Source organism: Rathayibacter sp. AY2B3 (assembly GCF_002931755.1).
Classification (GTDB): Bacteria; Actinomycetota; Actinomycetes; order Actinomycetales; family Microbacteriaceae; genus Rathayibacter.
Genome location: NZ_PSUG01000051.1, coordinates 1 through 20,966, shown reverse-complemented (window position 1 = coordinate 20,966; position 20,966 = coordinate 1). Strand labels below are relative to the sequence as shown.

The window sequence follows — 20,966 nt, the reverse complement described above, 5'->3', positions numbered from 1 at the left end:
CCGGCTTCGTACGCGGCAATGTTCACGGTAACACTATGGTGACGTCAACGTGAAGAGCCTAACCGGATCAATTCTGCGACACTCCCGGCGAAGGGTAGAACCGGTTCGACGCGCGCGCGTCCGCAGAGCGGTACCGGCCGCGTCCTTCGGGAGGGTCAGTCGCGGGGCAGAACGCGCGCGCGGCCCAGGGTGCGGTCCATGGACCGCAGGGTCGGGAAGCCCGCCTGCCTCGCGACGGCGGCTCGGGCCGCGGGTGAGGAGGAGGGGTGGGCGGCCAGCAGCGACGTGGCGAGGAACACGCGCCGGTCGCGGAGGGAGGCGGCCACGGTGGTCCCGCTCCGGCGGAACGCGCGGTCGAGGGTCGCCCGGGAGACCCCGAGCCTCGTCGCCAGTTCGACAGCCGTGAAGCCCGAGTCGCCCGCCTCGGCGTCGATGAGAGCGGTCGCCCGCAGGAACAGGGCGGCGAGTCCGCCCTGCGGATGCTCTGTGCGCAGACTCTGCTTCACGAGGGCGGCGGCCGTCGCCTCGAGTGCGCGGCGGAGCTCGGGGAGTCCGGGGTCCTCCGGCGAGAAGGCCGCGTTCAGGGTCGCGTTGACCAGTGAGACGAAGGCTCCGCTGTAGCCGTCGGCGGCGGGATGCTCGTGGGGCTCCTCCCCGGCGGGGGCGCCGGTGAGCCCGAGGCGCTGCCAGGGCGTCCGCAGGGCCAGCCAGGCCGAGTCCTCGTCCGCGCCGATCCGCATGCCGTCGTCGCTGCGGAGCAGTGCGAACCCGCCGGGCCTCACGCGCACGGCGGCGCGGTGGCCCTCGATCCGGACCTCTCCGGCGACCGGCACGACGAGGTCGACGGCGGCCCGGTCCTCGGGGCGGGCGGGTCGGTCCGTCAGGAGGGTCCCGGGCGTGTGCCAGAGGCGGCTCAGCCGGAAGCCGTCGATCGCGAGCACGTCGCCCGCGACCTGCAGGGGAGGCGCGCTCTGCTCGGACGCCCAGCCGACGCTCCTCAGCCAGGCGTGGGCTCGGGGACCGCTCAGGTGCAGCGACTCGACGAGGCCGCTCGTGGCGGCCGGCTGCTCGGAGGCGGTCACCGGGCTCCTTCACAGCGGGGACGGGGTGCGCGGGCGGGGTCCACGCTAAGTCGGGAGGAGAAGGCGCGGGCAGGGGACGGCGCGTTCCTCCGAGGAGGTGGCGCTCGGACCCGGGCGGGAGGAGCAGTGACGGCCCTCCTCGACCGATGCCCGGTAGGACTCGGGCGTGGAGGGCCGTCGGGAGCCGGTCAGGCGCAGGCGGTCGTCGTCTTGATCCAGTGGGCGGCGAGAGTGCCGTCGGCCTTCCTGGTGACCCCGGCGGTATTGGGCTCGGTGCTGGCACCGGTGCCGACCCTGTTCCACGCGCCCGTCGCCAGGACGTAGTGCCAGACGTCGCCGTTGGACTTCACCGCGACTGCCCCATCGGCCACGAAGCCGTACGTGTGGACGAACCCGGAGTTCTCCCTGACGGTCGCGAGCTCGCTGCCGTACTGCAGGACGCCGTTCTTGATCCAGTGGAGGAAGGAGTCGCCGTTCTGCTGCTGCGTCAGCCCGACCGTGCTCGGTCCGGTGTCGGCGCCCGTCCCGACCTGGTTCCACACATTCTTGTCGGGGTCGTACTGCCAGAGCTCGCCGTTCGACTTCACGGCGGCGGCGCCTCGCGAACCCAGACCGTAGACCCGGAGGAACTGGGAGTTGTTCGGCAGGGTGGCTGCTGCACCCTTGCCGAGCTGGACGACCCCGTTCTTGATCCAGACCACATCGATGACACCTGCCGCAGTCTTGCTGAGGCCCGCCGCGCTCGGCTCGGTGCTGGCGCCGGTGCCGATCATGGCCCACACCTTGATGCCGTTTCCGTTGACGAGGGTGAAGCTGTAGATGTCACCGTTCGACTTCACGGAGACGTTCCCGTCGGCGCCCTGGCCGTACGTGCGGACGAAGCCGGAGTTGTTCATGACCGAGGCCAGACCGGTGGAGTACTGCAGGACTCCGCCCTTGATCCAGTGGGCGTAGTACTTCCCGTCCGCCGACTGGCTCGCCAGGCCCGCGGCGCTCGGCTCGGTGGACGCACCCGTCCCGAGCTTCTTCCAGCCGTCGGCCCTGGTGTACTGCCAGACGTCGCCGTTCGCCTTGATGGAGACGTTGCCGTCCTCGCCCTGCGAATAGGTGTGCACCCAGCCCGAGTTGTCCTGGATCGGGTCGGGTACCCTTCCGTACTCCAGCACGCCGGTCTGCCGGACCGGGAGCGAGGTGCTGGCCTGCGCCGAGCCGGCGGCAGCGGAGGCGGTGCCGGCCGAGGGGCCGACGATGACGTCGCCGGCCGGGATGGTGGCGACTCCGCTCCCGTCGGTCACGTACGTGCCGGTCGCGCCCGAGCGGAACCGGAAGCCGGCCGGGAGCGAGACCTGCACGGGGACGCCGGAGACGGTGCCGCCGGTGAGCGTCATCGTGATCGGTGCCGTGGTCGCCGTGCAGGCGATGCTGTTCGCCGGCACCGGGCCGAAGGCGAGTGTCTGAGTGGTCGAGGCCGCAGCGGCCGGGGTGGCCGTCGCTGCGGCGATCACGGGCAGGGACCAGGTGGCGCCGGCGACGACGGTGCGTCGGCTCAGCGGACCCTGTCCAGCAGGGGTGGTGTCGGAAGTCACAGTGAAGCTCCTCGGGATCTCTTCTCGCCTGCGGGCCGAGCGGGAGACGGTCGTCCCTCGCTCGGCCCGCCGGCGGACACGGCGGTCGTCGTGCCGCTGGGGAGTCTTCCGTCGGCTCCTCGACCCGGCCAAGTGACGGAGGACAGGTGAGGAGGAAGTGGCGCCGGCCTGAGGCGGAAGTGACGCCGCGCCGGGTCGTCGAGTGAGGGTACGAAGAAGGGATCGGCGATCTGATCAGGGAAATCGTCGACATCTCTTCGTCGTCGGGGAGTCTCCGGAGCGGCCGGTGGCGCCGGGGGAGCGTGATGTCATCGATCCCGTGACAATCGGCGTCCCGCGGAGCTGCGAATGCTCCTGCGAAGAGGCCGATCCCCGCGACGAGTGCTCGCGGATCGGACGCCTACAGGGGGAGGGAGAGCCGGATGGCATCGACGGCGGCGATGTACGAGTACATGCACGAGCGGTGGAACAATGCGGGAGCAGGTGCTCCCGGCGTACGGATCGAGGGAGCGGGCGCGCCCGGGAACGGAGTCTCGAGGGTCTGGGCGCCGCTCGGGTGCCGCCTCGACCCGGCGGCCGCGCCGGAGTCCCGTCCGGCGTCCGGCGTCCACCTGATGCTGATCGTCGAGGGTGGCGGCGTCGTCCGGCAGGAGGGACGGGTGCTCGAGGCCTCCCGGAACCAGATGGTGATCCTCGAGGCCGAGCCGCAGACGCAGTTCCTCTTCCCCGGGCCCAGCGTGACCTACAGCTGGGCGTTCGACGACCGGGTCCTCGGGAGCCGGTGGATCAGGGAGCGGCTCGGCGAGGTGCTGCCGGTCGAGCCCGCGCTCTGGGCGCCCGCACGCGCTCTGACGAACGGCGTCATCGACGGCGACCCGGCCCTCTCCGAGCAGCCGGCGGTCGCCCGGGCGGGCGAGATCCTTCTGCGATCAGTCGTCGAGAACGCGGCGCCGCGGACCCGTCGCGGCGGTGGCCACGTCTACGGAGAGGCGATGGCGCTGATCGAGGACCGGTACGGCGACCCCGCCTTCACCGCTCGGATCCTGGCCCGCGAGATGCTCGTGTCCGAGCGGTCCCTCGCGCGGGCGTTCTCGTTCCTGGGGCGCACGGTCCGCGAGGAGCTCGACCGGCGCCGAGCCGGAGAGCTGCGCCATCGGATCGGAGGCCGACCGCGGAACCCGGCCGAGTTCGTGCGCGAGGCGGAGGAGTCGGGCTTCGCCTCGATCGAGTCCGCGCAGCAGGCGCTGTGCGGGCTGGACAGCAGGCCGTGAGGACCGGGCGTGCGCCGGGCGTGTGCCCCGTCGTGTCCCCGTCGCCGGGACTCCGTTCGGCCGCTGGGCGAACCACCGGGTGAGCGCTCCTGTGAGAAGGCTCATATCCACGGCGGGTGGGCGTCCGTCGGAGAGGATTCCGGTCTGGACCACGGGGAGGGTGATGACGGGCCGGTCGGGAACTGAGGGAGAGCGGGTCGTCGCGGCCTGGAACGAGCTGGCCGCGGGTGCGTCGGGGCTGCGGGTCGATGTCGCGGGGGAGGCTCGACGTCGCCTGATGCGCGTGTGGGCGCCTCAGGGGGTCCGCCTCGAGCCGACGGGTGCCGAGCTCCACGACAGCACGCTGGGTCCGCGCGCGGTCCTCGTCACCGAGGGCGGAGCGTCGCTGGAGTACCAGGGGCGACGGCTCGAGGTCGGCTCGGACAGTGTCGTCCTCCTCGACGCGCGGGCGTCCGGACGGGTCGACTTCATCGCATCGACGCTCGCCTACGTGTGGCGTCTGGACGCGTCGGCGCGGCGCGGACCGTGGGTGCGCGACCGCCTCGGCGAGGTCGTGCCGGTGCCGGCACCGGTCTGGACGCCGCTGCGTGCCCTCGCCAACAGCCTCCTGGAGCCCGGCACTCCGCCCGGCGCGCTGCGGGCGGGCGAGCTGATGCTCGAAGCGGTGGTCGAGCGCAGCGCTCCGCGGCATCCGCGCCGCGATGCCGCCCGGGTCTACGCGGACGCGGTGGCGGTGATCGAGGTGCGCCATCGCGACCACCGCTTCACCGCGGGCGAGCTGGCCCGGGCGCTGGGGGTGTCCGACCGGGCGCTGGAGTCGGCCTTCGCCATCCTGGGCCGGACGCCCGCCGCCGAGATCGATCTGCGACGGACCGGGGCTCTGCGCCGACGGATCGGCTCCCGGCTGCGGGCCGGCGCCGACCTCGCGCAGCTGGCCGAGGAGTCGGGCTTCGCGTCGGCCGATCGCGCCGCGGAGGCCCTGGACGGTCTCGCGCGAGGCAGGTGAGCCTCCTCCGCGCCCGCGGGCGCACGACGGCGCCCCCTCGTCCGCGGGGACGAGGGGGCGCCGGTGGTGATCGGGCGTGAGCCCGGTCAGGTCTTGCTGCGGGCCATCACGGCGCGCTGGAGGAGGACGAAGACCAGGAGGATGCCTCCGGTGATGATCGTGGTCGCCTCCGGCGGGATGCCGCCGTCTCGGGTGATCAGGACGTTCATCAGGCCGAGGACCAGGGCGCCGACCACCGAGCCGAGCACGAAGCCGACGCCGCCGGTGAGCAGGGTGCCGCCGATGACGGTCGCCGCGATGGCGTCGAGCTCCCATCCGGTGCCGGTGATGTTCTGCGCGCTGCCGAGGCGGGCCGTGTAGACCACGCCGGCCAGACCGGCCAGGGTGCCGCTGATGATGTAGATGAACAGCTTGGTCCGCACGACCGGCAGGCCCATCAGGGCCGCCGACTGCTCGGAGCCGCCCATCGCGTAGACCGTGCGGCCCAGGCGGGTGCGGTGCAGCACGAAGAACGCGCCGGCCACGACGAGGATCGCGATGATCACGCCGGGGCTGATGACGAAGTCGTTGACCTTCGGGCCGTCGATCAGCTTGATCGGGGCGGCGAGGCTCAGCACAGGCGAGTCCTCGGGGAGGCGCTCCGGGACGGTGCTCAGCATCGAGGCGAGACCGCGGGCCAGGAACATCATCGCCAGCGTCGCGATGAACGGCTGGACGTTGAAGTACTGGATCAGCACTCCCGAGATCACGCCGAAGAGCCCGCCGATCACGACCATCAGGACCATCACGAGCCAGGGGTTCCAGCCGGCGTTGATCAGGAGCACGCCGCTGACGCTGCTGAACGCGATCACCGCACCGACCGAGAGGTCGATGCCGCCGGTGAGGATCACGAAGGTGAGGCCCACGGCGAGGATGATCAGGTGCGCGTTGTTGACCAGCAGGTTCGAGATCGTGCTCGCCTGCAGGATGCGGCCGTAGGCCGCCTCGCCGTAGACGATCATCCCGAAGAAGATGATCAGTGCTGCCAGGGTGGGCAGCTTGTCGAGGTGCTGGCTGAGCCAGCCGCGCGCCCCGGAGGTGCGCTTCGTGCTCGCCGGAGGGGCGGAGCGGGTCATCACGGCACTCATGCGGGGATCGCCTCTTTCTGCGGGACGCTGCGGCGCGCCTCGCGACGGGACTTGAAGGCGGAGCGGACGCGCTCGGACTGCAGGAGGCAGAGCGCGACGATGACGATCGCCTTGAAGGCGGGCGTCGCGGAGGACGAGACTCCGAGGAACACGACGGTCTTGTCGAGGGTGGCGATCAGGATCGCGCCCACGGCGGCTCCGGTGATGTTGAACTTGCCGCCGGCGAGCGAGGTGCCGCCGATGACGACCGCGAGGATCGCGTCGAGCTCGAGCTGGTAGCCGGTGCGCGAGACGTCGACCGTCATCACGCTCGCGGTGGCGAAGACGCCCGCGACTCCGGCGAGGATGCCGCTGCCGATGTAGGCGGTCATCAGCAGGCCCCGGCGGTTGATGCCCGCCAGGCGGGCCGCCTTCGGGTCCATGCCGATGGCCTCGATCATCAGGCCGAGCGCGCTGCGGCGCACCAGGACTCCGACGACCACGACGATGGCGATGGCGAGGAGGAACACGACCGGGAGCCCGAAGACGTACCCGTTCGCGAGCCAGCGGAAGGGCTCGTTGGTGGCGGCGGTGTTCTGACCGCCCGTGATGACCTTCGCCAGGCCTCGGCCCGCGAGCATCACGACCAGCGTGCTGATGAAGGGCTGGAGGCCCACCACCGAGACGAGGATGCCGTTCACGGCTCCGAGCACCGCGGCCACCAGGAGGGCGATCGCGAAGGCTCCCGCTGCGGCGCCGAGCGACTCGGGCGCTCCCGCGGAGTTGAGGAACTCCATCGAGACGGCGCCGGCGACGACCATGATCGAGCCGACCGAGAGGTCGATGCCCCCGGTCGCGACGACCAGGCACATGCCGACGGCGATCATCAGGATCGGGGCGGAGGCGCGGGCGATGTCGATGACGTTGCCCACGAGGTAGCCGGTGGTCGGGCTGACCGAGACGGCCAGGTAGCCCGGGTCCTTGACGACGTTGATGAGGAGGAGCAGGGCGATCGCCACGACTCCCCAGAAGTACTGGCGGCGGATGATCCCGCCGAGGACGGATCCCCGGGCGGGTCGGGTGTCGCTGCTCATGATGCGGCCTCCTGCGTGGCGCTCTCGAGGACGACGACGTCCTCGTCGACGACTCCCTCTGCGGCGATGGTAGTGACGATCGACTCCGCGGTGACAGAGGGACCGTTGAGGATCTCCGCGATCACGCGGTGGTCCTTCAGGACGATGATGCGGTCGCTGAGGCGGACGACCTCGTCGAGCTCGGACGAGATGAAGACCACGGCGACGCCTTCGCCGGCGAGGGCGACGACCTTCTCCTGGATCTCGGCCTTCGCTCCGACGTCGATGCCGCGGGTCGGCTCGTCGAGGATGAGGATCTCGGGGGCGGTGGCGAGCCAGCGGCCGAGGAGGACCTTCTGCTGGTTGCCGCCGGAGAGCTTGCTGATCGGGCGGTCGGGATCGGCGGGGCGCACGTTGAGCTCGACGAGGTACTTGCCGACGATCTCGTCCTTCTCCTTCTTGGAGAGGGGGCGGGCCCAGCCGCGCTTGGCCTGGACGCCGAGAATGAGGTTCTCGCGGACCGAGAGGTCGCGGATGATGCCCTCGTCGCGGCGGTTCTCGCTCGAGAACGCGATCTTGTGGGCGAGGCCGGCGGTCGGCGTCGGGACGTCGATCTTCTTGCCGTGCATCGTGATCTCGCCGGTGTCGGGCTTGTCGACGCCGTAGATCAGGCGCGCGAGCTCGGTGCGGCCGGAGCCGAGGAGTCCGGCGAAGCCGACGACCTCGCCGCGGTGCAGCGTCAGGTCGGTGCTCTCGATGGAGCCCTTCTTGCCGATGCCCTTCGCGGTGTAGAGCGGGGCGTCGCGGTAGAGGTGGTCCTGGCTCTCGCGCTCGGAGTCGAGGGAGCGCAGCGCTGCGATGTCCTTGCCGATCATCTTCGAGATCAGCGAGGTGCGGTCGAGCTCGTGGGTCAGGTACTCGCCGACGAAGGTGCCGTTGCGCAGCACCGTCAGGCGGTCGCTGATCGCGTAGACCTGGTCGAGGAAGTGCGAGACGAAGAGGATCGCGACGCCCTCCGCGCGGAGGCGGCGGATGACCACGAAGAGGTTCTCGACCTCGTTCGCGTCCAGGCTCGAGGTCGGCTCGTCGAGGATGAGCACCTTCGAGTCGCTCACCGTCGAGCGGCTGATGGCGACCAGCTGCTGCATCGCGATCGAGAGCGAGGCGAGCGACTGGCGCGTATTGAGGTGGCCGAGGCCGAGCTTCTCGAGCGCGACCTTCGCGGCCTGGTGGGTGGCCTTCCAGTTGATGCCGAAGGGTCCGCGGACCTCGTAGCCGAGCATCACGTTCTCTCCGATGGAGAGGTTCGTGACCAGGTTGACCTCCTGGTACACGGTGGAGATGCCCGCGGCCTGCGAGTCGGCGGTGCCGGTCAGGCGACGGGTCTCCCCGTCGATCACGATGTCTCCGCTGTCGATGCGGTAGACGCCGGTGAGGGCCTTGATGAGCGTGGACTTGCCGGCGCCGTTCTCACCCATGAGGGTGTGGACCTCGCCCGGGAACAGGCGGAAGTCGACGCCGTCGAGGGCTTTCACGCCGGGGAAGCTGATCGAGATGTTCTTCATCTCGACGATCGGAGGCGAACCTGTCATGTCGCGTCGTTCCGTTCTCGAGCGGGGCGCAGCCGAACAGGTGCGCCGAAGGATCGGAGCGACCGGGGCCGGCGGGAGGGCCGGCCCCGGTCGCTCCGGGTGGGTGGAGCCGCGTCGGGCGCGGCTACCGGTGGTGCTGAGCGACTAGAACTTGCGGTCGGGCAGCGCGGTGGTGGCGGCCTCGGGCGAGTCGAAGGTCTCGCTCGGGACGACGATCGAGGACTCGACCTTCTCGCCGGCCAGGGTCTTCTCGACCGCGTCGAGGGCGGTCTCGCCGAAGAGCGGGTTGTACTCGGCGACGAAGCTCAGCTCGCCGTCGGCCAGCGCCTGCAGGGCGTTCTTGGTGCCGTCGATCGTGGCGATCTTGACGTCGGTGCCGGGGGTGAGGCCGGCCTCCTGGACGGCCTGGACGGCGCCGAGGCCCATCTCGTCGTTCTGGGCGAAGACGAGCTGGACGTCGTTGTTGTTCGACTTCAGGACCGTCTCGAAGACGCTCTTGGCCTCTTCCGTGGACCAGTTCGCGGTCTGCGCGCCGATCTTGGTGAACTTCGAGTCGGCGCCGATGACCTCGTCCCAGCCCTCGTTGCGCTCGTTGACGACCGAGACGCCCGCGGGGCCCTCGAGCGTGAAGTACTTCGCGCCGTCGGGGAAGGTGGACTTGGCCCAGTCGGCGACCGAGGTGCTGACCGCGATGTTGTCGGGCGCGATGCGGGTCACGTAGAGGTCGGTGTTGTCCGGCTCGATGCCGCGGTCGATCAGGATGACCGGGATCTCGGCCTCCTGGGCGCGCTTGAGCGAGTCCTCCCAGCCCGAGCCCTCCGTGGCGGAGAGCAGGATGATGTCGACGCCCTCGTCCACGAAGGAGGTGAAGGAGTCGATCTGCGACTTCTGGTCTCCGTTGGTGGCGGGTGCGTACTTCAGGTCGAAGCCGGCGTCCTTGGTGAACGTGTCCTCGATGTTGGTCTCGTTCGCCTGGCGCCACGCGCCCTCGGGGCCGACGGCCACGAAGCCGACGGTGGTGAGGTCACCGCTCGAGCCGGAGCCCGAATCGGTGCCGGAACCGCCCGAGCAGCCCGCGAGACCGAGCGCGAGTGCGCCTGCTGCTGCGAAACCCAGGAACTGGCCGATACGCCTCGTCTTGGACATAGATCTCCTCCTTGAGATCGCGGGCGCGAAGAGAGCGCCCGAGATGATGGACCCCGAAGGGCCTCGAATGCGGGCCTAGCGGCCCGAGGTGCGGTGAGTGCAGGATGTGCAGTGGACGCCGGCCGAAGCAGCGCCGCGTCGAAATGTTACCGTGAACAATTCTTGTGACGCAACAGCGCGTCGGTGCGCTTCGGTAACGATCCGGTCGCGGGGTCCCGCAGGGCCCGATGGCAACCCTCTCCCCGGGGCTCAGGGCCGGGAGTAGCTTCCCTGGCCATGAAGCTCCCTCGATCGCGCTCCGTCCCCGCGTCGGCCGCGGCGGCGGCCCTCGTGCTCGCGCTCTGCGGATGCTCTGCGGACGGCACGGCGGCCCGCCACGCGGCCGACGCCTTCCTCTCCGCGGTCGCCGGCGGCGACGGCCGGGCGGCGTGCGCGCTGCTCACCGACTCCGCCCGCGAGGCCGTGCAGGACCGGGAGGGCGACTGCCCCGCCGGCGTGCTGGAGCTCGGGATCGCGGGAGACGGAGCCGGGGACGCCGAGGTCGACGGCCGGGCGGCGATCGTGCGCTCCGGCAGCACCGCGGTGTTCCTCACTCCGGGCGACGACGGCTGGCTGGTGAGGGCGGCCGGCTGCACGCCGGTGGCGGACGCGCCCTTCGAGTGCGTCCTGGACGGGAGCTGACGTGCGCACCGCCTCCGCCCTCTACTACGCCGTGATCGTGCTCGGCCTGATCGGGTTCTTCGCCGTCGGGATCCTGGGGAGATGAGCCGGATGCGCCGCTTCCTGCGCGAGAACGGGCTCTCGCTGTTCTTCCTCGCGATCTTCCTGCTCGCTCTCGCCGGGCAGTCGTTCGCCGGGCTCGCCGCCTACAACGACACCCAGACAGCGGAGGGGCTGCGGGAGGTCGGCTACTGGCGCTTCGTCACCTCCTCCGACTTCGCGATCGACGTCGCCGAGAACTGGCAGTCGGAGTACCTGCAGTTCTTCCTCTACATCGGAGCGACCGTCTGGCTCGTGCAGCGCGGCTCGCCCGAGTCGAAGCGGGTGGGCGAGGAGGGGCTGGAGACCGACGAGCAGCAGAAGGCGGGCGCGTCCGCGGAGGACGACTCGCCTCCCTCGGCCTCCGCCGGCGGCCTGAGGCAGGCGCTGTTCTCGCACTCGCTGCTGCTGGTGATGGGGGCGGTGTTCCTGCTGTCGTGGGCTGCGCAGTCGGTGACGGGCGTCGTGGCCTACAACGAGGAGCAGCTGACGAGCCTGGAGGCGCCCGTCGACTGGCTCGGCTACGTCTCCTCCGCCGACTTCTGGAACCGGACGCTCCAGAACTGGCAGTCGGAGTTCCTCGCGGTGGGCAGCATGGCGGCGCTCGCCGTGTTCCTGCGCGAGCGCGGGTCGAGCGAGTCGAAGAAGGCGGGGGACCCGCACGGGCGGACGGGTGTCTGAGCGCGGGTGCGCCTCCGGCCGGGCGGGAGCGGAGCGGGCGCGAGGCGAGCGGTCGGGAGGCGGCCGGCCCGAGTGGGGACGGCCCGGGTGCGGCCGGCCCGGGCGGGGACGGCCAGGGTGGAGCCGGTCGGGATCCGAGCGGTCAGCGGGCGTCGGATCGGACCCGGATCTCGTCGCCCTCGAGGGCGAACCGCAGGGACGTGCCGATCGGGAACCGCTCGCGCAGGGCCTCCGGCGCTGCCGAGGTCACGGTGAACTGCGCGACCGCGGGGAACGCTCCGGCCGTGCAGCCCTGGAAGAACAGGCCGTCCTGCGGATCGGCGGTCCGCACGATGGAGAGGCACGAGCCGGCGCTCGCGGAGCGGCGCTGCCGGACGACGGTGAGCCCCGTGTCGGCGGGCAGGCTCTGCCGCACGACGGTGAGACCGCCGAAGTCCTCGGTGGTGACGGATCCGTCGAACCCCAGTCCCTCCCAGCCGGGGAGGTCGGTGCCGTTCGACAGGGGCAGCACGGCGACCTCGCGGCCGGGCTGCCCGTCCCCGGCGGTGGCGAGGAGGGTGGCCCCCACGGCGACGGCCGCCGTCGCGGCCAGCGCGGCGAGGAGGAGGAGGAGGCTGCGCCGACGGGAGCGGCGGGGCGGGGCGTGGCCGAGGGGCTCGGACGCCTCGTCGGCGGAGGCGTCCGCGGGAGGTGCCGCGTCGTCGGGAGCGGCGTCCTCGGTGATCCCGTTCCCGGGAGCTGCCGCGTCCGGCCGTGCGGTGCCGGGGGCGGGACGGACGCGGGCCTCGAGCGCGGAGAGCCGTGCGAGCGCACCGGGGTCCCGCTCGATGTCGGAGCCGCGGCCGTACGCGCGCCGCTGCAGCTCCGCGAGCTCGTCCGGTCGCTGATCGTCCACCCCCGGATCCTCGCAGGCCCGGCGCCCGAGCGGGACCCGCGCGGCCCTCGAGGTCCTGGTGGTCGAGCGGTGTGCGGGGGTCCGGATACGCCGCGGTGCGGCAGCGCGACCAGCAGGGCTCGGCCCGCGATGCGGCCGGGGGAGGGTCAGTCGTCGTCGTCGAGGTCGTCGTCGCGGTCGGCGGCGATCATCTCGACGATGGTGTCGACGGTGAGCCAGGGGCCGTTGCTGACCTCGCCGATCTTCTCGCGGTCCTTGAAGACGACGATGCGGTCGCTGAGGCGCACCACCTCCTCCAGCTCGGACGAGATGTAGACGACGGTCACCCCCTCCTTCGCGAGCTGCGCGATGTGCGCCTGGATCTCGACCTTCGACGCCACGTCGATCCCGCGCGCCGGCTCGTCGAGCACGAGCAGCCGCGGACGGGTCGCGAGCCACCGCGCGAGGACCACCTTCTGCTGGTTGCCCCCGGAGAGGTACTTCACCGGGATGTCCGGGTCGGCCGGTGAGATGTTGAGCGCCTCGACGTAGGTGCGCACCAGCGTGTCCGTCTCGGCGGCCGAGAGCGGGTGCGCCCAGCCGCGCAGCGCCTGCAGGCCGAGCACGATGTTCTCGCGGAGGGAGAGGTCGCCGATGATCCCGTCCTCGCGCCGGTTCTCGCTCGAGTGGGCGATGCGGTGGCGCAGGCCCGACACCGGATCGGAGATGTGGGCGGGCTCGCCGTCGATCAGCACCTCGCCGGTGTCCGGCTTCTCCACTCCGCTCACCAGCGACGCCAGCTCGGTGCGCCCCGAGCCGCGCAGGCCCGCGAAGCCCACGATCTCGCCGCGGTGCAGCTCCAGATCCGTCGGGCCCACGGCGCCGCGGCGGCCGATGCCGTGCGCGCGGTAGATCGCCGGGCCGACGGGCTGGCGCCGGTGCTCGCGGCGGTCGGAGCCGATCTGCCTCAGCGCGTCGATGTCCTTCCCGATCATCTTCGCGATCAGCTCGGCGCGGTCCATGGTGTGGGCCGGATACTCGCCCACGGTGCCGCCGTCGCGCAGAACGGTCAGCCGGTCGCTGAGGGTGAGGACCTGCTCGAGGAAGTGAGAGACGAACAGGATCGCCACACCCTGGTCGCGGAGCCTCCGCAGCACGGTGAAGAGGCGGGCCACGTCGCTGAGGTCGAGGCTCGAGGTGGGCTCGTCGAGCACCAGCACGCGCGGCCGGTCCACCATCGCCCGGCTGATCGCGACCAGCTGGCGGATCGCCGGGGAGAGCGAGCGCAGCGGCAGGTGGGAGTCGAGGTCCTCCAGGCCCAGCTCGGCGAGCATCTCGGCCGCCCGGTCGTGGGTGCGCGACCAGGAGATGCCGAAGCGGCCGCGGACCTCGTGGCCGAGCATCACGTTCTCGCCGATGCTGAGGTTGTCGGTGAGGCGCTCGTCCTGGAACACGGCCGTGATGCCGGCGGCCTTCGCCTCCGCGGGGCCGCTGAAGCGGCGGGCGACGCCGTCGACGAGGATCTCGCCCGCGTCGGGCTGGTGGATGCCGGTGAGGGTCTTGATCAGCGTGGACTTGCCCGCGCCGTTCTCGCCCATCAGCCCGTGGATCTCGCCCGGCACCAGCCGGAGGTTCCCGTCCTTCAGAGCGGGTCCGGAGGCGAAGGAGACGCGGATGCCGGTCATCTCGACGACGGGTGCCGCGGAGCTCCGGGTCGTCCTCGATGAGATCGCCACGTGCCGTCCTCGGTTCGTGTGCGGCGCGCCGTCAGGGTCCGGCGTGCCAGGGGCTGCCGCCGATGATACGCGAGCGCGTGCGGCGGGACGGGAACAGGAGGGTCACGATCGGGGAGCGGCCGTGGAGGAGCGGATCACCAGCTCCGTGGAGATCCGGGTGCGCTGCGGGATCTCCTGGCCGCGGATCCGCGCGTGGATCACCTCCGCGACCGTGGTCCCGAGCTTGTCGAAGTCCTGGCGGACCGTCGTCAGCGGCGGGAGGAAGTGGCGCGCGGTGGGCAGGTCGTCGAAGCCGACGATGCTCACGTCCTCGGGCACGCGGATCCCCTGCTCGACGAGGCCGTGGATCACTCCGAGCGCCATCTCGTCGTTCGCGACGACCATCGCGGTGAAGTCGGGGACCGACTGCAGGCTCGCGGCGAAGTCGTACCCGGAATCCGGGGTCCAGTCGCCGATGACGATCGGGCGCTCGTGCATCCCCCACGACTTCGCGCGGCTGTGGAACGCGCGCTCGCGGGCCCGTGCGTCGAGCCAGTCGAGGGGGCCGGAGAGATGCAGCACGTCGCGGTGGCCGAGGTTGCCCAGGTGGTCGACGGCCTGGAACATGCCGGCCTGCTGATCGACCGAGACGGTGAGGAAGCTCGGGTCCTTGTCGCTCTTCACCACGAGCGTCGGCACGCCGATCTCGACGGTGCGGAGGGTCGCCACCGAGGAGGAGCGCGGCGCGATCACGCAGAGCGCGTCGATCCCGAGGCCCATCAGGTGGCCGATCGCGTCGGTGGGGGTCATCTCGAGGTCCGGTCGCAGCGCGACGGAGGTGATCGAGTACCCCTTCTCGCGGGCGGCGCGCTCGATCGCGCGGAGGGTGCTCGACGGTCCGTACTCGGCGCCGCTCTCGATCATCACGCCGATGCGGTCGGTGCGCTGCGTGACGAGGGAGCGGGCGGCGATGTTCGGCCGGTAGTTGAGCTCGTCGACCGCCTCGAGGACCTTCTGGCGGGTCGACTCCTTGATGTTGGGGTGCCCGCTGAGCACACGCGACACGGTCATGTGCGAGACGCCCGCGACCGCCGCGACATGACGGAGGTTCGGCCGATCGGCCATGAGAGGACCTCCTCCGCTCCCCGGGCGGGTGAGCCGCGCCACCCCGGCACGGACGAGGCTCAGAGGGCTCGGCTGCCGGGGGTGGCACCAGCATAGTCAGGCGGGGCCGACCGCCCGGTGGGCGCCCCTGCGCGGGCGGGCATCGGGCGATCCGCTCCGGGATCCGCCGTGGTGCGGGGAGGGCGGGTACTCTCGGGAGCCTCATGGCACGCGACAACGAACCGACCGTCACCCTCACCGATCCGCTCGAGGAGCGCCTGCGGGCGCAGGTCGCCCGCGAGGGGGAGCGCACCGTCGCCCTGCGATCCGCGGCCCTGCTCACCGGCGGCTACGAGGGCGAGTCCTTCCTCCTCACCGTGGGCGGCGAGCACGCCGACGGGATCCTCAAGGGAGCGCCCTCCCTCTACTGGCCCGAGCTCTGGGGCGCCCGCGCGCTCCTCTACGTCTGGGACGACGACGCCGCCGACGCGGTGACCGCCGGACTCGCGAACCCCTCCTGGCGCGTCCGCGAGATGTGCGCCCGCGTCTGCGCCGAGCGCGTGCTGGGCGGGCAGAAGAAGCTGTCGCGGCTCACCACCGACGAGCACCCCCGCGTCCGCTCGGCCGGCGCGCGCGCTCTCGTCGCGGCCGCTCTGGCGGGGATCTCCTCCGGTCGCGACGCGAAGGGCGAGTTCGCGGCGAGCGTCGAGGCCGTCCTGACGGGCATGCTCCGCGACCCGGACCGCGACGTCCGCCGCGCCGCGCAGCAGTCGGCCGACGCGCTGCGGGACGCCCGCTCGGCCTGAGCGGACCGCCCGCGGTCGATGCGTCGCGAAGGGCTGCCTGCCGGCTCCGATGACGACCGTTCGTGACGCCTCGTGGCCCCGGGGGCTCAGCCGACCAGGTGCCTCGCGCGCTCGAAGGCGCGCTTGAGCTCGTCGCGCTTGCGGGGCTGGCTCATCGCCCGCTGACCGGGGCTCCACGAGTCGATGACGGTCGGTCCGTCGACCAGGTACGGCTCGATGTTCTTCTTCCAGCCGCTGGTCGGCGCGGTCCCGGCGTTGACGACGACCCGCAGGTCGGGGAGCAGCGGGAGGAGCCGACGCAGCTCCATCGCGCCCTGCCGCACCTCGTCCGCGTCGGCGACGCCGTCGAGCCGCCACGGCACGATGTTCCAGACCAGCGTGCGGGCGTGCAGTCCGACCTCGTCGCGGAGGGCCCAGGTCGCCGCGGCCGTCGCGTCGTCGTTGTCGACGGAGACGAAACCGGAGCCGTCGGGGCCCGCCGACATCGGTCCCGGGGCCTCCAGCACGAGGAGCGCGCGCGCCTCGACGCCCGCCTCGGCCGGGTCGAAGTCGGGCACGACGGCGTCGGGATGCCTGCGGGTACGCCGGGCGAGGAGCTCCTCGCGGAACGCCCGGAGGGGCTGCACCGAGGGCTCGTCCTCGAGCAGGGCCCGGCGCTCGTCGAGGGCGGAGCGGTCGCGGAAGCCGTACGGCTCGGTCAGGAACACCCTCCGAGGCTAGTCGCGATCCGCGTCGCGGCGGTGTGCGGATGCGATCGACGAGGGCGCTCGTCGTCGTCGTCCCAGCGATCGCAGCACGACTGACAGGAGGCGCACGCCGGCCGATGGCCGGCGTGGAGGAGCGGACCTCGGCCGTGCTGCCGCGTGCACCGTGACGATCCCGTTCCGGCCGCCCGCCGCGTCCTCGCCGAGGATCCGCCGCGACAAGGACGGAAACCAGTTGACCGGTACCGCGTACAGCGCTTCCGTCGCCGAGGCGGCCGCCCGCGCCTCCGCCTACAACAGCGCCCTCCTCTCGGCCTGTGACGCCGCAGCGAACGACTGCATCTGGGACGGTGGAGCGATCACTCGGATGAGCGTTCCCCTGAGCACCATCGCGACCGACGTCGACTACTTCCATCCCAACGTGAGCGGACAGGCGAAGATCGCAGCGACCACCTGGAACGCCTGGGGTCTGCCGCTGGGCGGCACCACGCCGACCCCGACGCCGACCTCGACGCCGACCTCGACGCCCGCGACCGACACGATCGCGCCCTCCGTCCGGATCACCTCGCCCGCGACGGGAACGACCGTCGGCTCCAGCGTGACCTTCGTCGCCTCCGCCACCGACAACGTCGGCACGACCCGCGTCAGCTTCTGGAGCGGCTCGACCAGCCTCGGCGACGCCACCAGGGCCACCGACGGATCCTGGCGCCTGACCGTCTCCACCTCCGCCTATCCCGCGGGCAGGTACAGCATCACCGCGCGTGCCCTCGACGCCGCCGGGAACGAGGGACGCAGCGCCGCCGTCTCCATCACGCGCTGATCCCGGAGTGAGGCACCGGGCTCCGCCGACCGGTTCGCGGAGCCCCGTCCACGCGCGAGCAGGGCCGGGGAGGGCCGCGTCGGCGGCCCTCCCCGGCAGCGGCCCAGGTGCCCGCCCTCCTGCGTGACCCCGGCAGGGCCTGGCTAGCGCCGATCCGGGCTCCTACCGTCGGGACTGCAGTCAGGAGCAGGCAACCGGAGGGGGTCATCGTGTCGGACGAGCCGTCAGTGAGCATCGACGTCGCGTACGTCGACGGGGGTTCCCCGCATCAGGTGCTGGACGTGTACAGCAGGGCGGTGTCCCCGGCCGAGGACGCCGCTCGGCCGGCCGTCGTGCTGATCCACGGGGGCGGGTGGTTCCGGGGGGACAAGAGCAAGGAGCGGGCGCTCGCGACGATGCTGGTCGACGCCGGCTACCTCGTGTTCGCGGCCGACTACCGCGAGGCTCCGGACTCGGTCTTCCCGGCCAGCAGGGACGACGTGCTCGCCGCGGAGCGGTGGGCGGTCGCGTCCGAGTGGGCGTTCGACCGCAGCAGGCTCGCGTTCTTCGGTGGATCGGCGGGCGGGAACCTGGTCGTGGAGGCCGCGATCGCCACCGGCCGGCCCGCCGTCAGCTGGTCGGGGATGTTCGATCTCCTCGGCATCGTCGAGGCGACCGACGACCTCCCGGCCACGCCGACCACGCAGGACCTCGACGCGATGAAGAGCGCCGACATCAACCAGACCGGCCGGAACGACGCCTTCCTGCGCTGGACGATCCTCAACGAGGTCGGAGGCGACCGCGGGCTGCTCACCGCCGCCTCCACGACGCGCCACGCCTCCCCGGACGGCGGACCGGTGTTCCTGGCCAACTCGCTCGGCGAGTTCGTGCCCGTGAGCGACGCGCAGGCCATGCAGGCGGCGCTCTCCGCGGTCGGAGTCGCCAGCACGCTGCAGCTGATCCCGGGCACGCGTCACGCCGAGGGGTACACGGAGGCGGCCATCGGACCCTCGCTCGCCTTCCTCCGCGACGCCCTCCCTCCGGCCCGAGCATGACGACGACGGTGTTCGCCGGAGTCGGTGACGTCTTCTACTTCGTCGACGACCTCGACGCCGCGGTCGCCTGGTACTCGGCGCGGCTCGGGCGCGAGCCCGTCGTCCGCGGCGGTGCGCTCGTCGCCTTCGACCTGGACGGCACCCGCCTGACGCTGCACGAGCGGGACGAGCTGAACCGGCCCGGACCCGACGGCACGAGCCCGTACTGGACGGTGCCCGACGTCGACGCCGTCGTCACCGACTGGACGGCGAACGGCGCCGTCGCCCACCGCGGCCCGAAGACGGTGTTCACGGGGGAGCGGCTGTGCCAGCTGCTGGACCCCTTCGGCAACCTCTTCTCGGTGCGGCAGGCCGTGCCCCGTGACTGAGGACGTCGCTCCCGCTCCCGCTCCCGCCGCTCCGGCGACGCCGTCGGCACCGGCGCAGCCGTCCGCCTGGGCGCCCATGGCGATCACCGCCTTCCGGGTCCTGTGGTTCGCCCAGCTGGGCAGCAACATCGGCACCTGGATGCAGACCGTCGGAGCCCAGTGGTACCTGGTCGAGGCGGCCGCGGGCGCGGCGGTCGTCGCGCTCGTACAGACGGCGAGCCTGGCGCCCTCGATCCTGGTCGCCCTCCCCGCGGGCGTGCTGGCCGACTCGCTCGACCGCCGGCGGCTGCTCATCTGGGGGTCGTCGGCGAGTGCGCTGCTGGCGGCCGCTCTGACGGTCGTGGCGGCGGTGGGCGCGCTGACGCCGTGGACGATCCTGGCCTTCACCTTCCTCCTCGGCATCACCTCCACCCTGACCTCGCCCGCCTGGCAGGCGATCCAGCCGGAGCTCGTGCCCCGGAACCTGATCGCGGCGTCGTCGGCCCTCGGAGGCGTGACGGTGAACGGCGCCCGCGCGGTCGGCCCTGCCCTGGCGGGGGTCGTCCTCTCGGCGTTCGGCGCTCCGGTGGTCTTCGGCATCAACGCCCTGAGCTTCATCGGCGCCGTGCTCGCCCTGCTCTGGTGGAAGCGTCCGGCGCAGACCGGCCTCGACGACCGCGAGCAGTTCGGCGCGGCCCTGAGGGGAGGGATCCGGTACGTCGCCTCCGCGCACCTCGTCCGCCGGATCCTCCTCCGCTCCGCGCTCTTCGCCCTGCCGGCCAGCGCGCTCTGGGCGCTGCTGCCGCTCACCGCGAAGCGGCTCCAACTCGACTCGAGCGGCTACGGCTTCCTCCTCGGGGCGCTGGGGGCCGGCGCCGTGCTCGGCGTCTTCGCCCTGCCGCTCGCCCGTCGGAAGCTCTCGGACGACGTCGTCATCGGGGCGAGCGCCGTGCTGTTCGCGGCGGGGACGCTCGCGGCGGCCTTCCTGCCTCTCGTCCCGGCGCTGGTTCTGCTGGTCCTCGCGGGGCTGGCGTGGATCGGGACCCTCACCGTGCTGAACGCGGCGCTCCAGCTCACGCTGCCGCAGTGGGTGCGGTCCCGGGGAGCCTCGATCTACATCCTGGTCTTCATGGGGACGATGGCGGTCGGCTCGATCGGCTGGGGCCTGGCGGCGCAGGTGCTCGGCACCGCGCCCGCGTACACCGCGGCGGCCGCTCTGCTCCTCCTCGTGGCGGCCAGCGTGCGGGTGCTGCCCCTCCTGCCGGGGACGGGGACCGTCGACCGCAGCATCTCGATGTCGTGGCCCACGCCCACGCTGGTGTTCGAGCCGGAGCCGACGGACGGGCCGGTGATGGTGCAGATCTCGTGGACGGTCCGCCCCGACTCCCTCGCCGACTTCCGGTCGGCCGTGCGGCTGCTGGAGAGCTCCCGCCGCCGGACCGGCGCCTCGCGATGGGCGCTCTACCGGAGCGGGGAGGAGGCCGACGTGCAGCTGGAGACGTTCATGGTGCCCTCGTGGGGCGAGTTCCGGCGGCAGGAGACCCAGCGGCTCACCGGCCGCGACCGCGAGATCCGTGCGGCGGCGCTGGCCCACGCCGACGGCGACCCCGTCGAGCGGCACTTCTTCCCGAGCGCGACGCCCTCCTCCTGAGGGAGGGCGGCGGCGAGCCGTCCCCGTGACAGCCGGGGCGCCGCACGGCGAGCGGTGTCTCGGCGGCAGGCGGAGGCCTCGGAGCGTCTCCAGCGCGGAAGGGGAGGAGCGCCGCGGTCAGCCGCCGACGGTGGACCCGAAGCCGGACTTGCCGGAGGAGCCGAAGCCGCCGGAGAGGGTGGCCTTCGAGCCGACGGTCGAGCCGGCCGGGGCGCGCTGCACGACGTCGGGCTGGGTCGCTCCGCGGGCCGCGAAGCCGCCCGACGCGACGGGCGCCCAGCTGGTCGCCCGCGTCGAGTTCCAGCGCGAGGACGCGAAGATCAGCGGGCCGAGCCAGAAGCCGCCGGCGTAGTGCCCGCGGTACTCGTCTGTCGCCTCGCACAGCTGCTCGGGGTCGTCGCCGACCTCCTCGCCCTGCGCCTGGAGCTGGGCGATCTGCTCCCGCACGTCGGCGAGGCAGTCCTCGCGGCTCGCGTAGACGGGGCGCTCGGCGTTCTCGGGGATGACGTAGTCCTGGCCGTCGGCTCCCGTCGCGACGACGCCGTCGGTCGAGGGGCCGCCGTTGGCGAGGGCGACGGCCAGGCCGACCGCGCCGACCGCGACCGCGCC

20 protein-coding genes are annotated in these 20,966 nt (G+C 72.2%); 9 read left to right on the top strand and 11 right to left on the bottom strand.

Going from position 1 to position 20,966, the window contains the following annotated elements:
• Window positions 1-155: 155 nt before the first annotated feature.
• Window positions 156-1,082 (bottom strand): AraC family transcriptional regulator, encoded by a 927-nt coding sequence (locus C5C24_RS14965; RefSeq protein ID WP_104275961.1) that lies wholly within the window; start codon window positions 1,080-1,082, stop codon window positions 156-158.
• Between the two features lie 188 nt (window positions 1,083-1,270).
• Complete coding sequence (locus tag C5C24_RS14960; RefSeq protein ID WP_104281089.1) at window positions 1,271-2,668, bottom strand: hypothetical protein; 1,398 nt, start codon at window positions 2,666-2,668, stop codon at window positions 1,271-1,273.
• Window positions 2,669-3,090: 422 nt separating this feature from the next.
• On the opposite strand from C5C24_RS14960, the gene C5C24_RS14955 reads away from it, so the two are divergent.
• Window positions 3,091-3,939 (top strand): hypothetical protein, encoded by an 849-nt coding sequence (locus tag C5C24_RS14955; protein ID WP_104281088.1) that lies wholly within the window; start codon window positions 3,091-3,093, stop codon window positions 3,937-3,939.
• Between the two features lie 283 nt (window positions 3,940-4,222).
• Complete coding sequence (locus tag C5C24_RS14950) at window positions 4,223-4,945, top strand: helix-turn-helix transcriptional regulator (RefSeq protein ID WP_181135551.1); 723 nt, start codon at window positions 4,223-4,225, stop codon at window positions 4,943-4,945.
• 86 nt (window positions 4,946-5,031) lie between these two features.
• On the opposite strand, the gene C5C24_RS14945 is transcribed toward C5C24_RS14950, so the two are convergent.
• From C5C24_RS14945 to C5C24_RS14930, 4 genes are all read right to left on the bottom strand, one after another.
• Window positions 5,032-6,072, bottom strand: a complete 1,041-nt coding sequence (locus C5C24_RS14945; protein WP_104275957.1) for a sugar ABC transporter permease — start codon at window positions 6,070-6,072, stop codon at window positions 5,032-5,034.
• Window positions 6,069-7,145 carry an ABC transporter permease gene (locus tag C5C24_RS14940; protein WP_104275956.1) on the bottom strand — a complete coding sequence of 359 codons (1,077 nt, stop codon included), beginning with the start codon at window positions 7,143-7,145 and terminating at the stop codon, window positions 6,069-6,071. Before C5C24_RS14940 ends, C5C24_RS14945 begins: the two co-directional genes overlap by 4 nt.
• Window positions 7,142-8,716, bottom strand: coding sequence for a sugar ABC transporter ATP-binding protein (locus C5C24_RS14935; RefSeq protein ID WP_104275955.1), 1,575 nt, complete (start codon window positions 8,714-8,716; stop codon window positions 7,142-7,144). Before C5C24_RS14935 ends, C5C24_RS14940 begins: the two co-directional genes overlap by 4 nt.
• 144 nt (window positions 8,717-8,860) lie before the next feature.
• Entirely contained in the window at window positions 8,861-9,862 is a 1,002-nt protein-coding gene (locus C5C24_RS14930) for an ABC transporter substrate-binding protein (RefSeq protein WP_104275954.1), read from the bottom strand.
• Between the two features lie 276 nt (window positions 9,863-10,138).
• On the opposite strand from C5C24_RS14930, the gene C5C24_RS14925 reads away from it, so the two are divergent.
• Both C5C24_RS14925 and C5C24_RS14920 read left to right on the top strand, forming a co-directional pair.
• Complete coding sequence (locus C5C24_RS14925; protein WP_104305341.1) at window positions 10,139-10,543, top strand: hypothetical protein; 405 nt, start codon at window positions 10,139-10,141, stop codon at window positions 10,541-10,543.
• Window positions 10,544-10,624: 81 nt separating this feature from the next.
• Complete coding sequence (locus tag C5C24_RS14920) at window positions 10,625-11,302, top strand: DUF6766 family protein (RefSeq protein ID WP_308470840.1); 678 nt, start codon at window positions 10,625-10,627, stop codon at window positions 11,300-11,302.
• Window positions 11,303-11,444: 142 nt separating this feature from the next.
• Here the strand turns inward: C5C24_RS14920 and C5C24_RS14915 are convergent, their stop codons facing one another.
• The 3 genes from C5C24_RS14915 to C5C24_RS14905 all read right to left on the bottom strand — a co-directional run bounded on the left by C5C24_RS14915 (window position 11,445) and on the right by C5C24_RS14905 (window position 15,016).
• Window positions 11,445-12,197: a hypothetical protein gene (locus tag C5C24_RS14915; protein WP_104305339.1), complete on the bottom strand. Its 753-nt coding sequence runs from the start codon at window positions 12,195-12,197 to the stop codon at window positions 11,445-11,447.
• Between the two features lie 146 nt (window positions 12,198-12,343).
• On the bottom strand, window positions 12,344-13,912 hold the full coding sequence (locus C5C24_RS14910) for a sugar ABC transporter ATP-binding protein (protein ID WP_308470838.1): 1,569 nt from the start codon (window positions 13,910-13,912) through the stop codon (window positions 12,344-12,346).
• 102 nt (window positions 13,913-14,014) lie between these two features.
• Window positions 14,015-15,016, bottom strand: coding sequence for a LacI family DNA-binding transcriptional regulator (locus C5C24_RS14905; RefSeq protein ID WP_104275950.1), 1,002 nt, complete (start codon window positions 15,014-15,016; stop codon window positions 14,015-14,017).
• Between the two features lie 203 nt (window positions 15,017-15,219).
• Here C5C24_RS14905 and C5C24_RS14900 point away from each other — a divergent pair, with 203 nt between their 5' ends.
• Window positions 15,220-15,801 (top strand): HEAT repeat domain-containing protein, encoded by a 582-nt coding sequence (locus tag C5C24_RS14900; RefSeq protein ID WP_258065295.1) that lies wholly within the window; start codon window positions 15,220-15,222, stop codon window positions 15,799-15,801.
• An 86-nt stretch (window positions 15,802-15,887) separates the two neighbouring features.
• Here the strand turns inward: C5C24_RS14900 and C5C24_RS14895 are convergent, their stop codons facing one another.
• Window positions 15,888-16,508 carry a hypothetical protein gene (locus C5C24_RS14895; protein WP_104305338.1) on the bottom strand — a complete coding sequence of 207 codons (621 nt, stop codon included), beginning with the start codon at window positions 16,506-16,508 and terminating at the stop codon, window positions 15,888-15,890.
• A 232-nt stretch (window positions 16,509-16,740) separates the two neighbouring features.
• On the opposite strand from C5C24_RS14895, the gene C5C24_RS14890 reads away from it, so the two are divergent.
• From C5C24_RS14890 to C5C24_RS14875, 4 genes are all read left to right on the top strand, one after another.
• Window positions 16,741-17,325, top strand: a complete 585-nt coding sequence (locus tag C5C24_RS14890; RefSeq protein ID WP_146082638.1) for an Ig-like domain-containing protein — start codon at window positions 16,741-16,743, stop codon at window positions 17,323-17,325.
• A gap of 227 nt (window positions 17,326-17,552) precedes the next feature.
• On the top strand, window positions 17,553-18,359 hold the full coding sequence (locus tag C5C24_RS14885) for an alpha/beta hydrolase (protein WP_181110183.1): 807 nt from the start codon (window positions 17,553-17,555) through the stop codon (window positions 18,357-18,359).
• Entirely contained in the window at window positions 18,356-18,727 is a 372-nt protein-coding gene (locus tag C5C24_RS14880; protein WP_104281074.1) for a VOC family protein, read from the top strand. The genes C5C24_RS14885 and C5C24_RS14880 overlap by 4 nt, the downstream gene beginning before the upstream one ends.
• The gene (locus C5C24_RS14875; protein ID WP_258065294.1) at window positions 18,720-20,357 is read left to right on the top strand and encodes an MFS transporter; all 1,638 of its coding nucleotides are present in this window, start codon (window positions 18,720-18,722) and stop codon (window positions 20,355-20,357) included. The genes C5C24_RS14880 and C5C24_RS14875 overlap by 8 nt, the downstream gene beginning before the upstream one ends.
• A 117-nt stretch (window positions 20,358-20,474) precedes the next feature.
• On the opposite strand, the gene C5C24_RS18085 is transcribed toward C5C24_RS14875, so the two are convergent.
• The coding region (locus C5C24_RS18085; RefSeq protein WP_219812887.1) for a hypothetical protein at window positions 20,475-20,966 on the bottom strand (492 nt) is incomplete at its 5' end.